Annotated in this window: 19 protein-coding genes and 1 pseudogene; 12 read left to right on the top strand and 8 right to left on the bottom strand. The window is 48.2% G+C overall.

Annotation, left to right across the window (positions count from 1 at the left end):
* Positions 1-33 precede the first annotated feature (33 nt).
* On the bottom strand, positions 34-1338 hold the full coding sequence (locus tag HKT17_RS00500; protein ID WP_171096997.1) for a DsbA family protein: 1305 nt from the start codon (positions 1336-1338) through the stop codon (positions 34-36).
* Between the two features lie 33 nt (positions 1339-1371).
* Complete coding sequence (locus HKT17_RS00495) at positions 1372-3246, bottom strand: B12-binding domain-containing radical SAM protein (RefSeq protein WP_371815433.1); 1875 nt, start codon at positions 3244-3246, stop codon at positions 1372-1374.
* Between the two features lie 168 nt (positions 3247-3414).
* Here HKT17_RS00495 and HKT17_RS00490 point away from each other — a divergent pair, with 168 nt between their 5' ends.
* Positions 3415-4059, top strand: coding sequence for a trimeric intracellular cation channel family protein (locus HKT17_RS00490; RefSeq protein ID WP_171101318.1), 645 nt, complete (start codon positions 3415-3417; stop codon positions 4057-4059).
* A 9-nt stretch (positions 4060-4068) separates the two neighbouring features.
* Here HKT17_RS00490 and HKT17_RS00485 read toward each other — a convergent pair whose 3' ends face one another.
* From HKT17_RS00485 to HKT17_RS00475, 3 genes are read right to left on the bottom strand one after another with little or no spacing between them, the layout of a single operon-like run.
* The gene (locus HKT17_RS00485; RefSeq protein WP_171096995.1) at positions 4069-4560 is read right to left on the bottom strand and encodes a flavodoxin family protein; all 492 of its coding nucleotides are present in this window, start codon (positions 4558-4560) and stop codon (positions 4069-4071) included.
* On the bottom strand, positions 4557-5900 hold the full coding sequence (locus HKT17_RS00480; RefSeq protein ID WP_171096993.1) for a type II toxin-antitoxin system HipA family toxin: 1344 nt from the start codon (positions 5898-5900) through the stop codon (positions 4557-4559). The genes HKT17_RS00485 and HKT17_RS00480 overlap by 4 nt, the downstream gene beginning before the upstream one ends.
* A gap of 1 nt (position 5901) precedes the next feature.
* Positions 5902-6159 (bottom strand): helix-turn-helix domain-containing protein, encoded by a 258-nt coding sequence (locus tag HKT17_RS00475; protein WP_171096992.1) that lies wholly within the window; start codon positions 6157-6159, stop codon positions 5902-5904.
* 153 nt (positions 6160-6312) lie between these two features.
* Here HKT17_RS00475 and HKT17_RS00470 point away from each other — a divergent pair, with 153 nt between their 5' ends.
* From HKT17_RS00470 to HKT17_RS00435, 9 genes are all read left to right on the top strand, one after another.
* Entirely contained in the window at positions 6313-6726 is a 414-nt protein-coding gene (locus tag HKT17_RS00470; protein ID WP_171096990.1) for a hypothetical protein, read from the top strand.
* A 377-nt stretch (positions 6727-7103) separates the two neighbouring features.
* Positions 7104-7883, top strand: coding sequence for an ABC-three component system protein (locus HKT17_RS00465; protein WP_171096988.1), 780 nt, complete (start codon positions 7104-7106; stop codon positions 7881-7883).
* A complete protein-coding gene (locus tag HKT17_RS15725; protein WP_371815421.1) occupies positions 7867-8088 on the top strand; it encodes an ABC-three component system middle component 7 in 222 nt (73 codons plus the stop codon). Before HKT17_RS00465 ends, HKT17_RS15725 begins: the two co-directional genes overlap by 17 nt.
* The gene (locus HKT17_RS00460; RefSeq protein WP_171096986.1) at positions 8081-9700 is read left to right on the top strand and encodes a DUF2326 domain-containing protein; all 1620 of its coding nucleotides are present in this window, start codon (positions 8081-8083) and stop codon (positions 9698-9700) included. The genes HKT17_RS15725 and HKT17_RS00460 overlap by 8 nt, the downstream gene beginning before the upstream one ends.
* 420 nt (positions 9701-10120) lie before the next feature.
* Entirely contained in the window at positions 10121-10996 is an 876-nt protein-coding gene (locus HKT17_RS00455; RefSeq protein WP_171096984.1) for a ParA family protein, read from the top strand.
* Positions 10997-11464: a hypothetical protein gene (locus HKT17_RS00450; protein ID WP_171096982.1), complete on the top strand. Its 468-nt coding sequence runs from the start codon at positions 10997-10999 to the stop codon at positions 11462-11464.
* A gap of 5 nt (positions 11465-11469) precedes the next feature.
* Entirely contained in the window at positions 11470-12171 is a 702-nt protein-coding gene (locus tag HKT17_RS00445; protein ID WP_171096980.1) for a hypothetical protein, read from the top strand.
* A gap of 120 nt (positions 12172-12291) precedes the next feature.
* Positions 12292-12738 (top strand): hypothetical protein, encoded by a 447-nt coding sequence (locus HKT17_RS00440; RefSeq protein ID WP_371815420.1) that lies wholly within the window; start codon positions 12292-12294, stop codon positions 12736-12738.
* Entirely contained in the window at positions 12728-13009 is a 282-nt protein-coding gene (locus tag HKT17_RS00435) for a helix-turn-helix domain-containing protein (RefSeq protein ID WP_171096978.1), read from the top strand. Before HKT17_RS00440 ends, HKT17_RS00435 begins: the two co-directional genes overlap by 11 nt.
* Positions 13010-13076: 67 nt before the next feature.
* On the opposite strand, the pseudogene HKT17_RS00430 reads toward HKT17_RS00435, so the two are convergent.
* Positions 13077-13205: pseudogene (locus HKT17_RS00430) on the bottom strand (tyrosine-type recombinase/integrase); the annotation flags it as partial.
* A gap of 114 nt (positions 13206-13319) precedes the next feature.
* Between HKT17_RS00430 and HKT17_RS00425 the strand changes: the two are divergent.
* On the top strand, positions 13320-13673 hold the full coding sequence (locus HKT17_RS00425) for a hypothetical protein (RefSeq protein WP_171096976.1): 354 nt from the start codon (positions 13320-13322) through the stop codon (positions 13671-13673).
* Positions 13674-14429: 756 nt separating this feature from the next.
* Here the strand turns inward: HKT17_RS00425 and HKT17_RS00420 are convergent.
* Entirely contained in the window at positions 14430-15341 is a 912-nt protein-coding gene (locus HKT17_RS00420) for a nuclease-related domain-containing protein (RefSeq protein ID WP_171101314.1), read from the bottom strand.
* A gap of 136 nt (positions 15342-15477) precedes the next feature.
* Complete coding sequence (locus HKT17_RS00415; RefSeq protein WP_171096974.1) at positions 15478-15870, bottom strand: lysozyme inhibitor LprI family protein; 393 nt, start codon at positions 15868-15870, stop codon at positions 15478-15480.
* 133 nt (positions 15871-16003) lie between these two features.
* Between HKT17_RS00415 and HKT17_RS00410 the strand changes: the two genes are divergently transcribed.
* Complete coding sequence (locus HKT17_RS00410; RefSeq protein WP_171096972.1) at positions 16004-16618, top strand: alternative oxidase; 615 nt, start codon at positions 16004-16006, stop codon at positions 16616-16618.

Below are 16618 nucleotides of genomic sequence, written 5' to 3'. Positions count from 1 at the left end.
TCATTGATACTTCAAAACGGTACATTAGGCAAATCAGGCCGGATACGAGCGCAGCGCGTCATACACAGCCCACAAGCGGTCTTGCCCCCACACCACGGTGTTGCCCACCTTGAATGAGGGCACCCCCCACAAACCAGCGGCAAACAGCTCCTCTCTGTTGGCTGTGGCCCGCTCGCGCCACGCCTCGTGCTGCAGGGCCACTTCTGCACCTTCCCAACGCAAACCAGCGCGTTCTACCATTTTTTTCAAACCTTTGTCGCTTCCGGCGTCAATGCCTTCAGCCCACACACCCTGCATGTAGGAAAGCACAAATTCTTGCCCCTTGCTGTGCTGTTCGGCAAACGGGATCAAGGCAAGGCCGCGCTCGGTGGGTTTGCCCACGGGGTCGTTCAAACGGCCAAAAGGAATGTTACGCACATGCGCTTCCCGGGCGGTGTCGTACACAATGTATTCGCGCTTCACCTTGGGCACGGGCAAGCCGCGCATCACCATGGGCAATACAAAACGCAAATTGACTTTCGCGCCAGTCAGGCGGCCCAACTCGAAAATGCGGGGGGCCACAATGGCGGAATAGGGGCTGCGGAAGGAAAAGAAGAAATCAATGTCTGGCGGGTTCTCCAGTGGTTTGGCGTGCTCAAGACCATCGTCTGCAGGAAACAACAAGGCAATGGCCCCATTGGCTTGCGCACCCAAAGCCTGCAAGCGCTGCTCCAGGTGGTACAGGCGATCGATGCCCCAGTACCACTCGCCCTCGTAATACAACATGCCGCCCAGGTAATGCCCTAATTTGTCTCGCAACCCGTCGGCCTGTGCAATGTGGTTTTGCACATCTTGGCTGGACACCGGTTTCAATGCATTGAATTGCTCGGGAGGCATTTGGGTTTCATCGCCGGCCCACAACCACTGGCCTACCGAGGCCACATGCTCCACAAACTGCCCGTCTTGAATGGCTGCCACCAAAGTGTGGGTGGCCTGACGGGCACGCGCTAAGGCGGGCTGCCGGCCATAGTCCACAAAACTCAAACCGTGGCGCTGCGCCAGCAAAGCGGCATCCACTCGGCTGTAGGCCACCAGTTTTTCCCGTTCAGGTGCGGCCGAATCGGGTGGGGGGCTCACCACATGTGGCTTCAATTCAATGTTGTAACGCGCCAAAAAGCGGGGCAAAGCCTGGGCCACCAAATGGCTGTAGGGGTCGTCCACCTGGTGGAAGTAATAAACCTCGTGGGGGCGGCCAGAGGCCAGCCGGGCTTTCTCGGCTTTGGTGCGTTGGGCGAGCAGGGTGCCGCGCGCAAACCGGTGTTGGGTGATCATGGGCATCAACAGGGTTTTTAAACTCATGGTGCCACCTTTGAAGTTTACATACTGTCAATATTAAGCTGTTTTGACTGGTTTGCGGTACAAAGCCTGCTCAATGAAGTTTTTTTGCACCGTGGGGCGAGGCACTTTTTGGTCAAACCAGCTGCGCACATTCTGGTCCAGGCCAATGCCGTGCATGTAGTTGTACAGCGCACGGTTCAGGCCTTCGCCCAGTGCCGCATGGTCCACACCAGTGGGGTCGATAAAACCAATGTCGTTTTTCGCAAAAGTGCCTTGGGGCAGGGGCTTCAATTGAATGCCATATTCTTCCGGGTTTTTGCCCACCGGCGAGTGCACAGTGCAGGCAAAACGGTGAAAGTAACCTGATTGAATACAGCCCTCGGCAAACAACTGGCGCACGTATTCCAGCGCATCCACGGTGTCTTGCACAGTTTGGGTGGGGAAGCCGTACATCAGGTAAGCGTGTACCAACACGCCGGCATCGGTAAAGCCTTTGGTCACCCGCGCCACCTGCTCCACTGAAACACCCTTCTTCATCAGGTTCAACAAGCGGTCAGATGCCACTTCCAGCCCGCCACTAACCGCAATGCAGCCACTGTCGGCCAGCAACTGGCAAAGCTCGGGCGTGAAGGATTTTTCAAACCGTATATTGCCCCACCAGGAAATGGACACATTGCGTGCAATCAATTCCTGCGCCAAGGCTTTCAAGGCTTTGGGGGGTGCAGCCTCATCCACAAAATGAAAACCGGTTTGCCCGGTTTCCGCCACAATTTGTTCAATGCGATTCACCAGCTCAGTGGCTGTGGCGTTCTCGTAGCGGGAAATGTAGTCGAGCGACACATCGCAAAAACTGCATTTTTTCCAGTAGCAGCCATGGGCCACGGTCAGCTTGTTCCAGCGCCCATCACTCCACAGCCGGTGCATGGGGTTCAACATGTCGAGCAGGCTGAGGTAACTGTGCAATGGCAAACCATCCCAAGTGGGGGTGCCCACATCGCCAAAGGGCACATCGGGTTCAGCCCAGTTCGTGTATTGAACCGTTCCTTCAGCGTTGCGCGTGAAAGTGCGCACCAACCGCTGCGGACCACGCTTGCCTTGCAGGTGTTCAATCAAGCAAAGCAGGGGGCGCTCGCCTGAATCGAGCGTTACAAAATCAACAAAGTCGAACAGACGGGGCTCTGCGAGTTCGCGCAATTCAGTGTTTACATACCCACCGCCCAAACCAATTTTGATGGCGGGGTTCTCGGCCTTCATGGCCTGCGCCATGCGCAAAGCGGCGTACACCGCGCCGGGAAAGGGCACAGACAACAACACCAGTTGTGGTTGCTGGCGTTTGAATTCAGCCAACGTTAATTCCACCAAAATTTCATCGATCAGCGTGAAAGGCTGTTGCAAAGCCGTGGCCAGCGGGTCGAAGCTGGGCTGGCTACCGGCCAGTGATTCTGCATAACGCACAAACTCAAAGCGCTCATCAATCGCATCAGCAATGACATCGGCCAGGTCGTTCAGGTACAAAGTGGCCAGGTGGCGTGCCTTGTCTTGCGCGCCCAAGGCACCAAAGGCCCAGGCCAGCGGGTCGCCCCCTTCTTCGTCCACATACACATCCAGCGCCTCGAACCGCGGGCCTTCCGGCAAAAAAGCCCGGCTGTTGATTCGGTGGGCCAGGGTGGAATCGCCCCCCTGCAAAAAGCGAATGGTGGGGGCAATGGTGGCACGGTAACGGCTGAACTGGTCCATGAACAGGGCCACGCGCTCGGTCACTTCCTCGTACTGCTCAATTTCCGAGGCAATCCTGTCCAGCCCTTCAGGTGAAAACAGCTTGAGCACCAGGCCCAGCGCAATGTCGGCCTGCACAGCATCAATACCCTGCTTGCGCAGAAAGCCAGTGATGTAGGCGGTTGATGGATAGGGCGTGTTGAGCTGCGTCATCGGCGGGATGAAAGACAACACACGGAAAGGGGTAGACACGATAAAACCTCGGACAGAATTTGGCTAGATTCTACACCGGGTGGAAAAACCCGGTTTGCTTATGCGCATAGCGCTGCTGGTACTACAATGGACAAAAACCTGTCATTCAAACCACATGAACCAGAAACTATGGCCACGCTAAACCCCGGCGAATTCAGCCAGAACATTCAACTGGGCATTGAAGTGGTGGCCACGCTGGCCTTTGCCCTGAGCGGAATTCTTGAAGGTGCACGCAAGCGGCTGGATGCCGTGGGTGTGTGCGTGGTGGCCTTTTTGGCAGCCTTTGGTGGCGGTACCCTGCGCGACCTGTTGCTCGATGTGCGGCCCTTCTTCTGGGTGAAATACATTGAATTGCTGTGGGCCGTGTTCGTGCTGTGCATCGTGGCCATGTTGTTTATGCGGCAGCGACATTTCAAGTTCACTGAAAAAGCCATTTTGTGGCCCGATACTTTGGGGCTGGGCCTGTTCACTGCAGCGGGCGTTTTCGCATCCATCATGGCGGGCATGCCCAGCCTGGTGGCCGTATTCATGGGTGTAATTACTGGCGTGTTTGGCGGTGTGCTGCGCGACATTGTGTGCAATGAAATTCCGCAAGCCTTTAAAGACCACCGCCCCTATGCCATTTGCGCCTTCTTTGGCGGCTGGGCTTACATTGGCCTGCGCGAACTGGACAACCCGGCGTATGTGAACATGCTGGGCTGTGTACTGGTTACCGTGGGCCTGCGGGCCTTTGCAGTGTGGAAAAATGTGCGGCTTCCGGAGTGGAGAAATTAGGTTGGTGGCTTAAAACAAACCCAAAGCCAGACCACTTGCAAACGCAGCGCCCAAATCGCGACAATGTTGCAAATCCGCGGGGGCAATGGTTTTGGGTGCCAGAATTTTTTCAGGCGTTTGTGCGTGGGTACACACAATGTGTGGCGGCGCCATTTCCGTTAAACGCCAACCCGTAGCAATGCGCTGAATTTGCTTGACTGCACCCTGGCCATCGCTGCCGGCGCACACCAACACCGTGTAGGGCCGCCCATTGATTTGATCGAGCGCTGCATAGTAGGTGCGGTCAAAAAAGTCTTTCATCAAACCCGCCATGCTGCCCAAAGTTTCGGGGGTAACAAACACATAGCCGTGCGCATTCAACACATGTTCAGCGGTGGTTTCACTGGCATGCAAAAGCACAGTACGGGTCTTGGGTTCAGTGCCCGCCCCTTCAGCCACCGCCTGGGCCATGGCTTTGGACCCGCCTGTGATGGAGTGGTAGATGATGAGCAGGGTTTTCATAAGCTTGATTTGCCACTTAGTTTGTTGGCTGCTTTCCCTAATCCGCCTAATACAGTTTCAGCAACATGGCTGGAGAACCCATCGGGTAGTTTTTTGCTAACACGTTCTATTACCGCAGGCGTGCGCGCCAATAAGTCTTCAATCAGTGGCTCAATATACTCTTCATAGCCAAGGTGCTTGGCTGTGCTTTTGAAGTGTCGTCGAACAATTGAATCCATACTGTAGTGTCTGTTTTTGCCAAGTAAAGCCATTGACAACTTAATCTGTTTGGATGACCACTGATGGGGGCCTTTCCCCATTACAGGATAGGCAGACATCACGTCGTACAAGGGCGCCAATCGAAACCGCCCCCGCGGCAATAGTTGAACACTGAAGTTCTTTGCATGTCCGTCGGGCGCGCGCAGAAGCCAAAAAAGAATTTGAGTGGCCATGAGAGTCCGAAGATCGGTGGCTGAGTTCTCTGACTGTTGAAGAGTATTAAACAAGGTTTGTAAACCTGGACCACCATCACTTTCGTATTTAAGAATCGAGGGCATACCAGTTACCTGGCAAAAGTCTTCTTGGGGCAGACGCATAATCCACTCACCATTCGGGGCAATCTTTCTGTCAAATCGCTCAACCACCAAAACCCGCTGAGTGCCAAAAGTTTCGATGTCCACATTCGCGACGGGTAAACCATATGCCTTCAGCAATGTCATGCAAAGCCATTCATTATCGACCGACGTTGTGAAATCCGCCTTTTGCCCGCCCATTAAACCCAAAGGTAATTTAAGAATGTGAGTGGTAGGGGTTGAACCTTGCGGTATGCACCACTTGCCCTTCCAACGCAGCAACGCCGTTTTCTCTTGAGCCCCGGCAATTGAAATACGTAAATCGGTGTGGGGGTTCACGTTTGTACCGAAACCAATTGGTGACACCGTTTCAATCAAAAGACTTTCGATGTCTTTTTTGCTTACGGGATGGCTTTGCACACTCTCGATGTTCTCGGGCTCTTCATGTTCACCCAATAGTTGAACAGCACCCACGCAATCTCGACCAATCGCTTTAAGCAAATCGAACGCATCGATAGATCCGGTTTTAAACCGTTCCGCAACCCGCTTGCGAATTGCTTCGCTGTCGGGAAGCAGATTGTCAAAGTAATTCAGAACTTTGTCGCCCTTGATGGGCAAGTTTTGAATGTTGAACTGTAAAGACAATGACAGGGGTCGCCCAAGTTCCGAAGCTTGCCAGTCAGGATCGTACTGAAGCTGCATGTCGCCACGTGCGGGTATGGTCCAAAGCCCAACACGCTGGCCATTGGACCAAATCGACAAACTTTGACTGTGTGATCTGCGCCCCATATTACCAATCCGTCAAAGTTTGTTCGGCACGGGTTTCACGCAGCCCAACCGAAAGCTCTAAACCCAAAACTGCACACCATTTTATTAACTGGGCAAAGCTAAGTTCTTCGGCATGCAACTCCAAATGAGATACACGTGACTGGCTAAGACCCAACTTGTTCGCCAACTGGGCTTGTGACCACTTCTTTGACTTGCGAGAGGCTTGTAAAATTTGCCCTAGCTGAGCAGTGGTGGTGAGAACATGGTTGTGTGTTGGCATTACAAGTTACCTGAAATACAGATAAATTGAATTTATTTGATTTTCAGGTAAATTGCAATTAGTTGTTATACGAATAACTTCAAAATTCGGTGAGCGACAAATCCACTGACATGATCAAGTCAATTATTCTTGAAGAAGCCGAGAGCATTTTGTATGTCGGCTGAAAACTCACTTAGTGCGCAACAAGGTCTAGCTTTAGGGCTCGCATTTTTGCTGTTGGCCCTTCTGTACTGCATGGACTTTTTGCAGATTCAAAACACTGAGTCACGCGGTTTGATTCTTCTGGAAGCGTTGGTAATTACTGCCCCCTTCCTGGCTGGTGCATTTGCGCAGTATTTAGGGCGATCGGCTCTGTTCCTGTTCACTTTCACACTTGGCAAGCTATCGTTTGACTACTTGATCTTTACCTTCCGTCTAGAGATTTTTTATTCTGAGATCCCTGAGCTTCTATTGGACTGGTTACCAATCGCTGCATTGCGTTTGCTTTTGCCCGTGTTTTTGATTGTTCTGGGTTTAGTTACTTGTGTTGCATTGGCCAAGCTATTTAAGAAACCACTGCAAAGATAACCTTTGAGCGGTTTTAACATACTGCCTCAGGAGTCAGCCTAAATTTGGCGGTGTGACTGCTTATCGGCCAGAGCTGCCGTCGACCGCATAAAAGTGGATGTCAGTAATCAGTTGAATTCCAGCCTTTCCCGTCGATCGCAGATCTGATATTAAGAGCAACAACCAAATGTTCTGAATAGCTCAATCCGCGGACATCCGTAGGTAATGATGAAAGGAATTTAGAAACATCAGCGTGTCACCAACTGAGGTTTGCAAACGAGCTCTCGCAATGTTGAACCCCTGGATACCAAAGTATCTACTCCCGAAGTATATCGGTAAGGTGTTGTTATCATGTAGTATCGCGAGAGTTATTGGCATTTAGGCGCAAAGGTCTATAGATGGCAAACAAAAGGGAGAATTACACTGCAAATGAGAACAGTATTCTCTATGCAGAGACAGGCGGGTGCTGTCCTTTATGTACTCAGCCGATCATTTTCCAAAAAAAAGGCTCAAAAAAGCCCGCTAAATGCTATGAAATTGCCCATATTTACCCATTAAACCCCACGCAAGTTCAAGTTACAGCCCTGGTCGGGTATCCTGCACCCTCGGAGATCAATGCCCTTGAGAATCTTATCGCTCTATGTCCGACATGTCATACAAAATACGACAAGGACTTCAAGATTGACGAGCTGGAAAAACTCAGAAAAATCAAGGACCGATATCTGAGCGACACCCAGGCAAGACTTACGGCATCACAACACATTCTTCAGGAAGAAATTTTCGCGATATTAGACGCGATTACTTCCTATGAGTTTGATGAAAATGCGCTATCTTCTGCAAATTTTGACATCTCAACGGTGGACAAAAAGCTAAAAACTGGGATGAGCCCACTTCAAAAACACGAAATCAAAGTAAATGCCATTAGTTTCTATGTGCGGATTCGTGATCATATCCGTGCACTAGAGCGACAAGATCAGGCTTCGATTCGAATTCTTTTAAATCAAATCAATTCGTACTATCTTGCCATGAGCAGGCAGAATCCTGACAACAAAGACTTGGTATTCAACTATGTTGCACAGTGGATCAGTGAAAAATCACAAAAACCAATCTTGCCTGCGAAGGTATTAGCTTCGTTTTTTGTCCAAAATTGTGAGGTCTTTGATGTTAGTGCCGAGTAAGTTCACAAGACTTGAAGAGTCCACTATCTTCAAGATGAAATGTATCTTAGACAACAGAAAACAGAATGAAAGTATTACTGAAATTTATTCAAGAACCAAGGAAGTATTTTATGACGCGAGCGAATTCATTCACGCCCTAGATATCTTATATGTTCTTGGCTTATTAGAAATTCGAGAGAACACGACGGTGATTGAATATGCTTAAAGAGATTCAATGCCCATATTTCAAACACAATAAGATAATTTTCCATGATGGTCTAAACATCATATTGGGCGATGATGATGCCAAAAACTCTATAGGAAAGTCTACGGCATTGATGGTCATTGACTTCGTACAAGGAGGCAATACTTTTCTTGAGGACGATGCTGGTGCCATTAAGAAGCTAGGTCCTCATTACTACAATTTCTGTTTCGTCTTTGCGGGTGAAAGTTATTTCTATTGTCGCTCAACTGAAGTACCAGAGGTGGTTTACGTCTGTGATAAATCCTATTCGAGGCAAGGCGAGCTAACCATAGATGAGTACCGAAAGAAATTAGCAGAACTTTATGGCCTAGCGTCCCTAGAAAGTTCATATCGCTCCGTGGTCAGTCCTTTCTCTCGAATATGGAAAAAAGGTGGATTGGAACCAGATCAACCTTTTGTCGGCGCACCTAAAGAGCCGTCAGTAACAGCGATTAGCCGCTTGATTGACATCTTTGGCCGAAGTCCAGATATTGCGGCAGAGAGAGAGGTAATCAATGAACAGAAAGCACGTAGGAAGCTCATTACTGGCTCAATGAACGAGAAAATTATTCCTAGGATCAACAAGACGCAGTACAAGGAAAATACTAAAAAAATTACTGAAAATTCTGAGCAGATTGAAAAACTTAAGCAAGGGTTCGGCGGAGCGCTTAATGCCTATGAGGCTCTATTTGGTGAAAACTTGCGACGCATGCAACTGCGCAAGGATGAACTCACAATTCAGAGAAATGAGCTTCTGAGCAAAATTAAAAGGTTACAGAGAGAGATATCCGGTATTACTCCACGACTTGCCACCAATATTGCGCTTGTTGCGGAATATTTCCCGTCGGTCAATGTCGACAGACTTGAGCAAGTTGAGTCATTTCACCAAAAGATTGGAAGTATCGTTAAGAAGGAACTTAGAGACGAACTCACAAGCACGCAATCTGAAGAGCTTAGTCTAGCAAACGAGTGTCGATCATTAGAGCAAGAAATTCAAGCCACTTTGGAGTCAAAAGGCATGCCGGACGACATGTTTAAGCGTGTATTTGAATTGAAAGAGAGCACAGATAAGGCAAGAAACGAAAACTATTATTTTGATAAAAAAGAACAACTTGATGAAGCCATAACGATCTCCAATAAGCGCCTTGATGAAATTTACACGAAAATCTTTCTCGATATTGAAGCAAAAATTAATGTCAAGTTGAAGGCTTTTAACAAAGTTGTTTATGGTCCTACAAGAAATAGTTCTGAGTTACGCATAAAAAGCGAATCGTCGTACAGTTTTACATCACCCGACGATACCGGAACAGGGAAGTCATACGCTGGCCTAATTGGATTTGATGTAGCAATGCTTTCTTTGACCTCTTTGCCTTTTGCCATACACGATTCTGTTGTTTACAAGAATATTGAAGTCGCCGCCACACAGCGAATACTTAGAATTTTGTCTGCCTTGAAGAAAAAACAACTTTTCTTGTCTTTTGACGAGGCGAAAAAATTTGGACCTAAAACTGAACAAAGAATTAACAAGTTTGCTGTTCTGAAGTTAACTCATAACGAACTTCTTTACAACAAAGACTGGCGTGATAAGGAGTAAGCCTTTCTCTGGTGATTTAGGAAAAATGATGTTCGCCCAATAGGTCATTGTATAACCCCGGATTTTGTAGGCGCAGTCGAGTCTGTTTAGCGTTGAAAACTGGTCGCTCATTTTGTTGAGCTAAAAAAGACAGCAAGGGCCGAAAATCTTTCGGAGCAGGCTATCAAGGTATGGTTCCCAGAATCAGCTATCTTGCAGATGCGGCTCTTATTTGACTCTTGGATGTGTGCAATTGATCGTCCGTATCAAGACGGGCAAAAAGGCGTCACAAAAATTGATCCTCTGAATTGCACGGCTAGGCAATGCGTGAGACCAAGACCACTGGTGGTGGCCTTGAGAGAAATATGCTAAAGGTGGAGTTTACTTTCTTTTTACTTATTCATACCCCCCGTTTTAATGTGGTGGGGAAGGGAGGTGTGTGTGACCAAAGCTGGACCAAAACTTTCGCCCGTAATATCTATTCTCAATATGAAAGGGGGGGTAGGAAAGACGACTATTTCTGCTCATGTTTTTCGACATCTTTACATTCGTCTGGGAAAGTCGACTTTGTTGGTAGATATTGACCCTCAGTTCAATTTGACTCAGACCATAATTCCGCAAGTTTTGTACGAAAAACACAAGCAAGCTCGCCGAACAATACAAGCGGTTATGGAGCCAGCCCCAACAGCCTCCATCTTTACGGTAACTACTGGTCTTGGCCCTCCTCCAGATGTTGATGAGGTTAGTGTTGGTTTACGGCACATCACCTCCGACAAGAGTATTAATCTTTCAGTAATTCCAGGCGATTTTGGTTTGGTCAAGTACTCATTGATAACTGACCAAGCGGTTCTAACCCCTGTTCGTGATCGGTTCCTCAAATTTATTTCTGAAACTCGAGCAAAACGCGATCTCATCTGCATTGACTGCAATCCAAGCAGTTCCTTTCTGACGCTCTGTGCGTTGATGGCCTCTACACACATTCTGGTGCCGGTGCGGCCAGATCGATATTCCATATTAGGCCTAGATCTACTTGAGCAGTTCATCAACGAATTGCCGAATCTAGTGCCGAAACCGAAATTGATTGTGCTACTAAATGGTGTGCCTACTCGTGGATATGATCCAACAGTTGAGAATAGCCTTCGGGCTCATCCTCGGTTTGGCCCAGTGACGCTATCAACTGTGCTGCACACTACAAAGCTACTGGAAGCCTCTCCGGGGTATACTGGTTTTGCTACTGACAAGAAGCAGCAGTGGCGAATTACCCCTCGAATATCTGCCGTGGTTGACGAACTGGGCACACATCTTGGACTTTCCTAAATGAGTGAGAGTTATACACGTATTTGTTTTTTGTTAGCTGCGGCTGGCTATAGGGAAAGCGAATTGTCTCAATTTGCTCGTGCCGTTGTTAGTGCTGGTTCTGCTAAATTTGTTGATGATGTCGCAGAAATGCAAAAAGTCATTCAGCAGGAAAAGAGTCGAGGTTTGAAAGGTGATGTTGCAAATACCGAGAGGCTGTCTCGCCGTTTGGACGATAGTTTGGCTGAAAGGGTTACACAGTTACTGATTTTTGAGGCAAGGATGACCAAGCTGGAAGCGTCGGAGGCGCTGAGGTTTGAGTTCATGAAACGGGGAATTAAAGCGCCTCCATCACTTGGAAAGCGGAGTTTTTCCGACTGGCTTTCTCAGCTAGCAAGAGTTGTTCCGCAGAGCGAAATTCTTCACTTGTCTACCCGAATTCGAAATCAGTTTGTTCATCAAAGTGATACCGACTGGTCATTAAAGTAGGCAAAATGACTCATAGCGCGCAAACTCAAAAACTTCGTGATGCCGTTGTTAGCACTATTGATATTTCAGGGGTTCGACTTGTATACGAAGTGGAAGTCGGAATGGCTACATTCTTAAAGTGGCTAAATTTCCTGAACTCTTTCAAACGAACCGGTACTGCCGATGAGATTTTAGATGCCGTTGCAAGCACGATAAGGGAGACTGCTGCGTGTATAGCGCTAGGTCTAGTTCGACCAGCTCTATTTTCTATGCGCACTCAAATTGACTTGATAATAGCTTGGCTTTACTTCAAAGATCATCCAGTTGAATGGAGTGTCGTCAACCGAACAGGTGATGGATTCAAGCTAAAAAAAGAATTGTTTGAATACCTTAACAATACGGTGGAAGGATTTGGTACTCGATATGGAATACTAAAGCAAAACTCAACCCGAAAAGAACAGGATACTTACCGTTTGCTTTCAGCGCATATCCATGGACAAAGCAATCCGGTCCTACCTGTGGCGTTAAATTTATGTGATGTCGTGAGAGAGGAAGCTGTCTGTAATGAGGCAACGAGGCTTATTAAAGAGCTTTCAGAGTATGTTGGAGACATCCTTTATGCCGTCTTTGCCTCTGATTCCGCATCGCTACCCAAGGAGTTAAATGCCGAAATCGTGAATCGTTTCGTATCAGAGAAACAGCGCAAAGATTTTTACGAAACAATCTAGCGAATTGACTTTCGTTTGGACTCTGTAGCCCCAATGCTCAGCTCCTTCGTCTCGAGTATCCCGAACGGATTTTAGAGCCCGAAGTCTTCAGCAGGTCTCAAGTAGTCCTTGATCCCTCGAATGACAAACGGCCGTTTAGGGTCGCAAGCAGTCATTTTTAATGAAATATGTGAAGTCCGCTTCGGCCGAGATGCCGCCTTTAACTCTACCAAGGGATTGCCAAATATACGGCATTGCCGTATATTCTTGGATGTGAGAACCGTAGCCGAAACCCCAATATTTCAAAAATACGCTAGCGATGTGTGGTCAGACGCCGAGCGGATTGAATTCATCAACTGGATTGCCAATAACCCAGAGGCTGGCGATGTCATTCCAGGAAGCGGTGGCTGCAGGAAAGTTCGTTGGTCATCCGCTGGCCAAGGTAAGCGAGGTGGCGCCAGGGTAATTTATTTCAATGCGACTGAAGCAGCCATTTGGCTGCTCATCGTGTACAAAAAGGCCAAGTTCGATAACCTTCCAACCGCCTTTCTAGCTGAATTGAAAAAAGGAGTAGAAGATGGACTCTGAAATGAAAAAATTTCAAGATGACTTACTCAAGTCTGTGAAACAAATGCGTCAAGGCAAGGCCGCACGCATCAATCAGGTTGAGTTATCGCCTGCGGCAGAGGCACGTGCCAAAATGGGATTGTCTCAGCAAGCATTCGCTTCTTTGCTGGGTGTGTCGGTTCGCACCTTGCAGGACTGGGAACAAGGTCGCCGAAGCCCAACCGGCGCGGCAAAAACCCTGCTCAAAGTTGCGGTCAGTCATCCCGAAGTGTTGCGAGAAATTGGCGCATAAGAAGCTTACGATGCGTCGCTTGGCATCAAATTTCAGTCTGTTCCGAAATTTCCAGTGCATCATCAACTTAAATGCCTAAATATCGAACAGTGCTTTCTAACTTTGAATGACCAAGCAATAACTGGACTGCGCGTAGATTCTTGGTTCTTTTGTAAATCAGTGTGGCCTTTGTTCTTCGCATTGAATGGGTACCGTATTAGGGGTGGTTTTAACTCACAGCTACCTACTTATAGCGACTCAAAACCGTATTTTTTGACAGTGTCCTCGCCCAAAGATTGAATGTTGGGTTCAGCAACTCCCCATCCTGAACATGTTCAATTCCAGCTTTGGAAAACTGTCCCTTACCAAGCCTGCCTTTTACATTCCCCAGCCTCAACATTCTTTGCACGACGTGATTGCTCACAGCTATGGTGTACGCCCAGGTCAAGAGCCTTACTTCTCAATTTTGCTCGATTACCTGCTGGCATTGAACCCCAGTGTGAAGAACCCACGCATGGCTTTAGGCAGCCAAGCCCCGCGAACGCTCGACTTTATTTCACACGACCCTGACACGATTCTGTGCATGGACCCCAAGGCCGTGAAAGCCCGAATCCGCCAGGTAGTGAATGGCGGAGGTGAATTTAGCTTGGTGGACACCGCACGCAGCTTCGAGGGTTTGGAGTGATGGGTACGTGTGGGAAGATTGCTTCGGCTGGGAGTAATCATAAGAAGAATGAAATTCTTTGGGCAGACGGGTTGGGTTTAATTGTCGGCGCGGCAGGCGGTGTTCTGGCAAGCGTCGCTGTTGGTGCGCTCGTTGTTAGTGGTCCGGTAGGTTGGGGAGTAGCCCTGGTTGCATCTGCTGCGGGGGGGTTTTTTGCTCAAAAGGCGGGTGAAACTAGCGGCAAATTTCTATACGATCAGTTTGGAAATCAAATGGATTTGTTGAGCGCTACTGGTGTAGGTCAGTTATGCAGATAATCGAAATCACCATGTGGATCATCGGATTTAGCATCCTGATTATCCCGGTTGTCTTGCCATTGAGTCTCACGTTGCTGACCTGGCTAACGCCCAAATCAGTGATCGATCGATATGTATGTCCACCTTATTTCAGCGAGTTCGAATCCTCTGCCTATCGATATTTCCCCACAAGCTGGATTCGCACACTTCTTTTCTCGCTAGCAATCTCAATACCCATTTTTAGAAGGATTCGAGGGTTTGGCGACATGCAAAAACAAGTACCGCTTTGGTTCAATGTTGCAAGTCGCTTGTTTGTTTATGTTGTTTTGGGATATCTATTTTCCGTATGCATTGCGATAGGTATTCTGGTGGTCATAGCCACGTTCGGTTTGCATAAATAGAGAATTGAATAAGTGAGGTGGACTGCTGGCAAGGTAAAGTAACCCACCTTGAGCTGTGGCAAACCCGACTACAAACCTTTCTACAAACTCTTCTGGCACTCATAGCAGTAAACCTGGCCCCCAAAACGCGGCTTGTTAAACCAGCAAAATTTGGCCACGTTGTAAGCCACTACTGTCCCACAGGTATTGCAAGCCAGTTTTGATTTCTTGGGTTCAGGATCGGCGTCCTCTACAACTTCTACAGTAGCGGATTCGTCAACTTGCACTGGCAAGCCGAATTTTCCATACCAATTAAATTGATGTGGTGTATGCAAAACCACCAATCTTTCTGCAAACGCTTTCACTGTTTCACTGCTGACCAACTTTGCAAGGTTTAGGGGGTTATTGTCATCGTCCATTGCCTGGTCAAGTTTCGCCTTGATCTGATCAACTTTAATGATCTCATCAAGCCCTGGAAACGACTTTGACGGCCGGGTAATCCGCGCTTTACTGGACACCAGTACCAGGCTTTTGATCACCGGCTTGATCGAAAAACCCAAACGCTTTTCCAGCGGAACCACGCCGTCATCAAATACTTCTTGAAGCAGTGAACAATGCCTACGGTTCTGCTCCAAAGGCGAGGGTATTCCGTAAGCTTGGGAACCAGTGAATGAGACAAACTCGCCTTGTTCGTTAATCGAAACTCCTTGATGAAAATGTTTGCTTTCGCACACCCAAATTTCCATCAATCGATTAATCAGCAAGTGGTCAATTTGAGCAACTCGGCCCTTGTGTTCAATACGCAAGTCGTGAATGACTGCCCAGTTTTTCCCATGGCCGTAGTGGTACTCAATTTGGTAGGCGGCATCCTTTTCGCCCTTCACACCCGCCTTGATTGCTCGAATCTCTTTTTCAATGCTGCGTTTCGTCAAAGCCGATGCAGCAGGGTGGTTTAACAATGATTCGAGAATCTTGATGTCGCTATCGCGATCTTCTGCACTTTTGATCAACATGGATTTGGCTGAATAAAGTTGTTGCTTCAACCGTATTCTGCACGGAACAAGGCTTTCTGTCTCAATACAAATTGTGTTTGTAGTCCAACCGCAGCCCCTCTCCACGGCGCCTGGTGGGGCTTACGCTAACTTCGATTCACCGTTTGCTTCCCGTACACACATCCCCCTCCACAACTGGCTCAAGCCATTGCTTTAAAGTAACAATTCGTTCCTGAACTAAACCCAGTCGGGTTACGCATTGGCACATCGGCAAAACAGAACCATAGTCGATGAACTGCTTCGAGGGAAACTGCATGAGTAATTCCGCATCCACATATTGCATCCATTGCTTCTGGCTATTGTTCAACGCCTTAAGAAATGCCGAGTCATTTTGTTTTCTCTGCTTGATCTGTAGAAGCGTATCTTCCATCTCTGTTTTTGCATCTTTCAGCTGCGCACAAAGTTCTTCATCATTGGCGCTGTCTGCGAAGGCCCAAGATGGCACCGAGAAAAATCCGAGAAAAACTAGCTTGAACATTAACTTATTCATTTACCTTTCCTTCAAACAAGTCAGCCTCTCTGTGTTTTGGCAGTGATTTTAAGGGCTAGCCCCCACATTCCAATCAGCGTAGACTCATTAAAAAAATAAACAAGTTGTCACCTCACCTCAGGAAGTAGCGCCCATGGAAGCATTGCCTCAAGAACCCACCCCCAAAGATTTTTCAGACCGTTTCGCAAAATCGCTGACCATGTTTTTTCGCTGGTTTGCCGACACTTTCTTTGCCAAACGCTACGGTCATCGGGCGGTCATTCTGGAAACCGTGGCAGGTGTACCCGGCATGGTGGCTGGCATGTGGATCCACCTGAAAAGCTTGCGGAAAATGAAAACCGGCTATGGCCCCACTATTCGAACCCTGCTTGAAGAAGCGGAAAACGAACGCATGCATTTGATGATTTTTATTGAAATTGCAAAACCCAGTGTGGGCGAGCGCATGTTGGTGTTGTTTGCCCAACTGGTGTTTTGGCACTTCTATTTCGTGCTGTATGTGTTCTTCCCGAAAACCGCTCACCGCATGGTGGGCTACTTCGAAAACCAGGCGGTGGTTAGCTACACCGACTACCTTGCGGAAATTGATGCAGGGCGAATTGAAAACATCGCCGCACCAAAAATTGCAATCGACTATTACAAACTACCCGCCGATGCGAAGTTGCGCGATGTGGTCATTGCCGTGCGCAAAGATGAACAAGGCCACGCTGATGTGAATCACGACATGGCCGATCATCCGCTGGCGGTGTAA

It is taken from the genome of Limnobacter sp. SAORIC-580, from assembly GCF_013004065.1.
In the GTDB taxonomy this organism is placed as follows: domain Bacteria; phylum Pseudomonadota; class Gammaproteobacteria; order Burkholderiales; family Burkholderiaceae_B; genus Limnobacter; species Limnobacter profundi.
This window is presented reverse-complemented; position numbering and strand designations above follow the sequence as displayed.

Coding starts and splice junctions, on each gene's coding strand:
- HKT17_RS00500 (WP_171096997.1), bottom strand. CDS start 1,338: ATGAGTTTAAAAACCCTGTTGATGCCCATGATCACCCAACACCGGTTT.
- HKT17_RS00495 (WP_371815433.1), bottom strand. CDS start 3,246: ATGACGCAGCTCAACACGCCCTATCCATCAACCGCCTACATCACTGGC.
- HKT17_RS00490 (WP_171101318.1), top strand. CDS start 3,415: ATGGCCACGCTAAACCCCGGCGAATTCAGCCAGAACATTCAACTGGGC.
- HKT17_RS00485 (WP_171096995.1), bottom strand. CDS start 4,560: ATGAAAACCCTGCTCATCATCTACCACTCCATCACAGGCGGGTCCAAA.
- HKT17_RS00480 (WP_171096993.1), bottom strand. CDS start 5,900: ATGGGGCGCAGATCACACAGTCAAAGTTTGTCGATTTGGTCCAATGGC.
- HKT17_RS00475 (WP_171096992.1), bottom strand. CDS start 6,159: ATGCCAACACACAACCATGTTCTCACCACCACTGCTCAGCTAGGGCAA.
- HKT17_RS00470 (WP_171096990.1), top strand. CDS start 6,313: ATGTCGGCTGAAAACTCACTTAGTGCGCAACAAGGTCTAGCTTTAGGG.
- HKT17_RS00465 (WP_171096988.1), top strand. CDS start 7,104: ATGGCAAACAAAAGGGAGAATTACACTGCAAATGAGAACAGTATTCTC.
- HKT17_RS15725 (WP_371815421.1), top strand. CDS start 7,867: ATGTTAGTGCCGAGTAAGTTCACAAGACTTGAAGAGTCCACTATCTTC.
- HKT17_RS00460 (WP_171096986.1), top strand. CDS start 8,081: ATGCTTAAAGAGATTCAATGCCCATATTTCAAACACAATAAGATAATT.
- HKT17_RS00450 (WP_171096982.1), top strand. CDS start 10,997: ATGAGTGAGAGTTATACACGTATTTGTTTTTTGTTAGCTGCGGCTGGC.
- HKT17_RS00445 (WP_171096980.1), top strand. CDS start 11,470: ATGACTCATAGCGCGCAAACTCAAAAACTTCGTGATGCCGTTGTTAGC.
- HKT17_RS00440 (WP_371815420.1), top strand. CDS start 12,292: ATGACAAACGGCCGTTTAGGGTCGCAAGCAGTCATTTTTAATGAAATA.
- HKT17_RS00435 (WP_171096978.1), top strand. CDS start 12,728: ATGGACTCTGAAATGAAAAAATTTCAAGATGACTTACTCAAGTCTGTG.
- HKT17_RS00425 (WP_171096976.1), top strand. CDS start 13,320: ATGTTCAATTCCAGCTTTGGAAAACTGTCCCTTACCAAGCCTGCCTTT.
- HKT17_RS00420 (WP_171101314.1), bottom strand. CDS start 15,341: ATGTTGATCAAAAGTGCAGAAGATCGCGATAGCGACATCAAGATTCTC.
- HKT17_RS00415 (WP_171096974.1), bottom strand. CDS start 15,870: ATGAATAAGTTAATGTTCAAGCTAGTTTTTCTCGGATTTTTCTCGGTG.
- HKT17_RS00410 (WP_171096972.1), top strand. CDS start 16,004: ATGGAAGCATTGCCTCAAGAACCCACCCCCAAAGATTTTTCAGACCGT.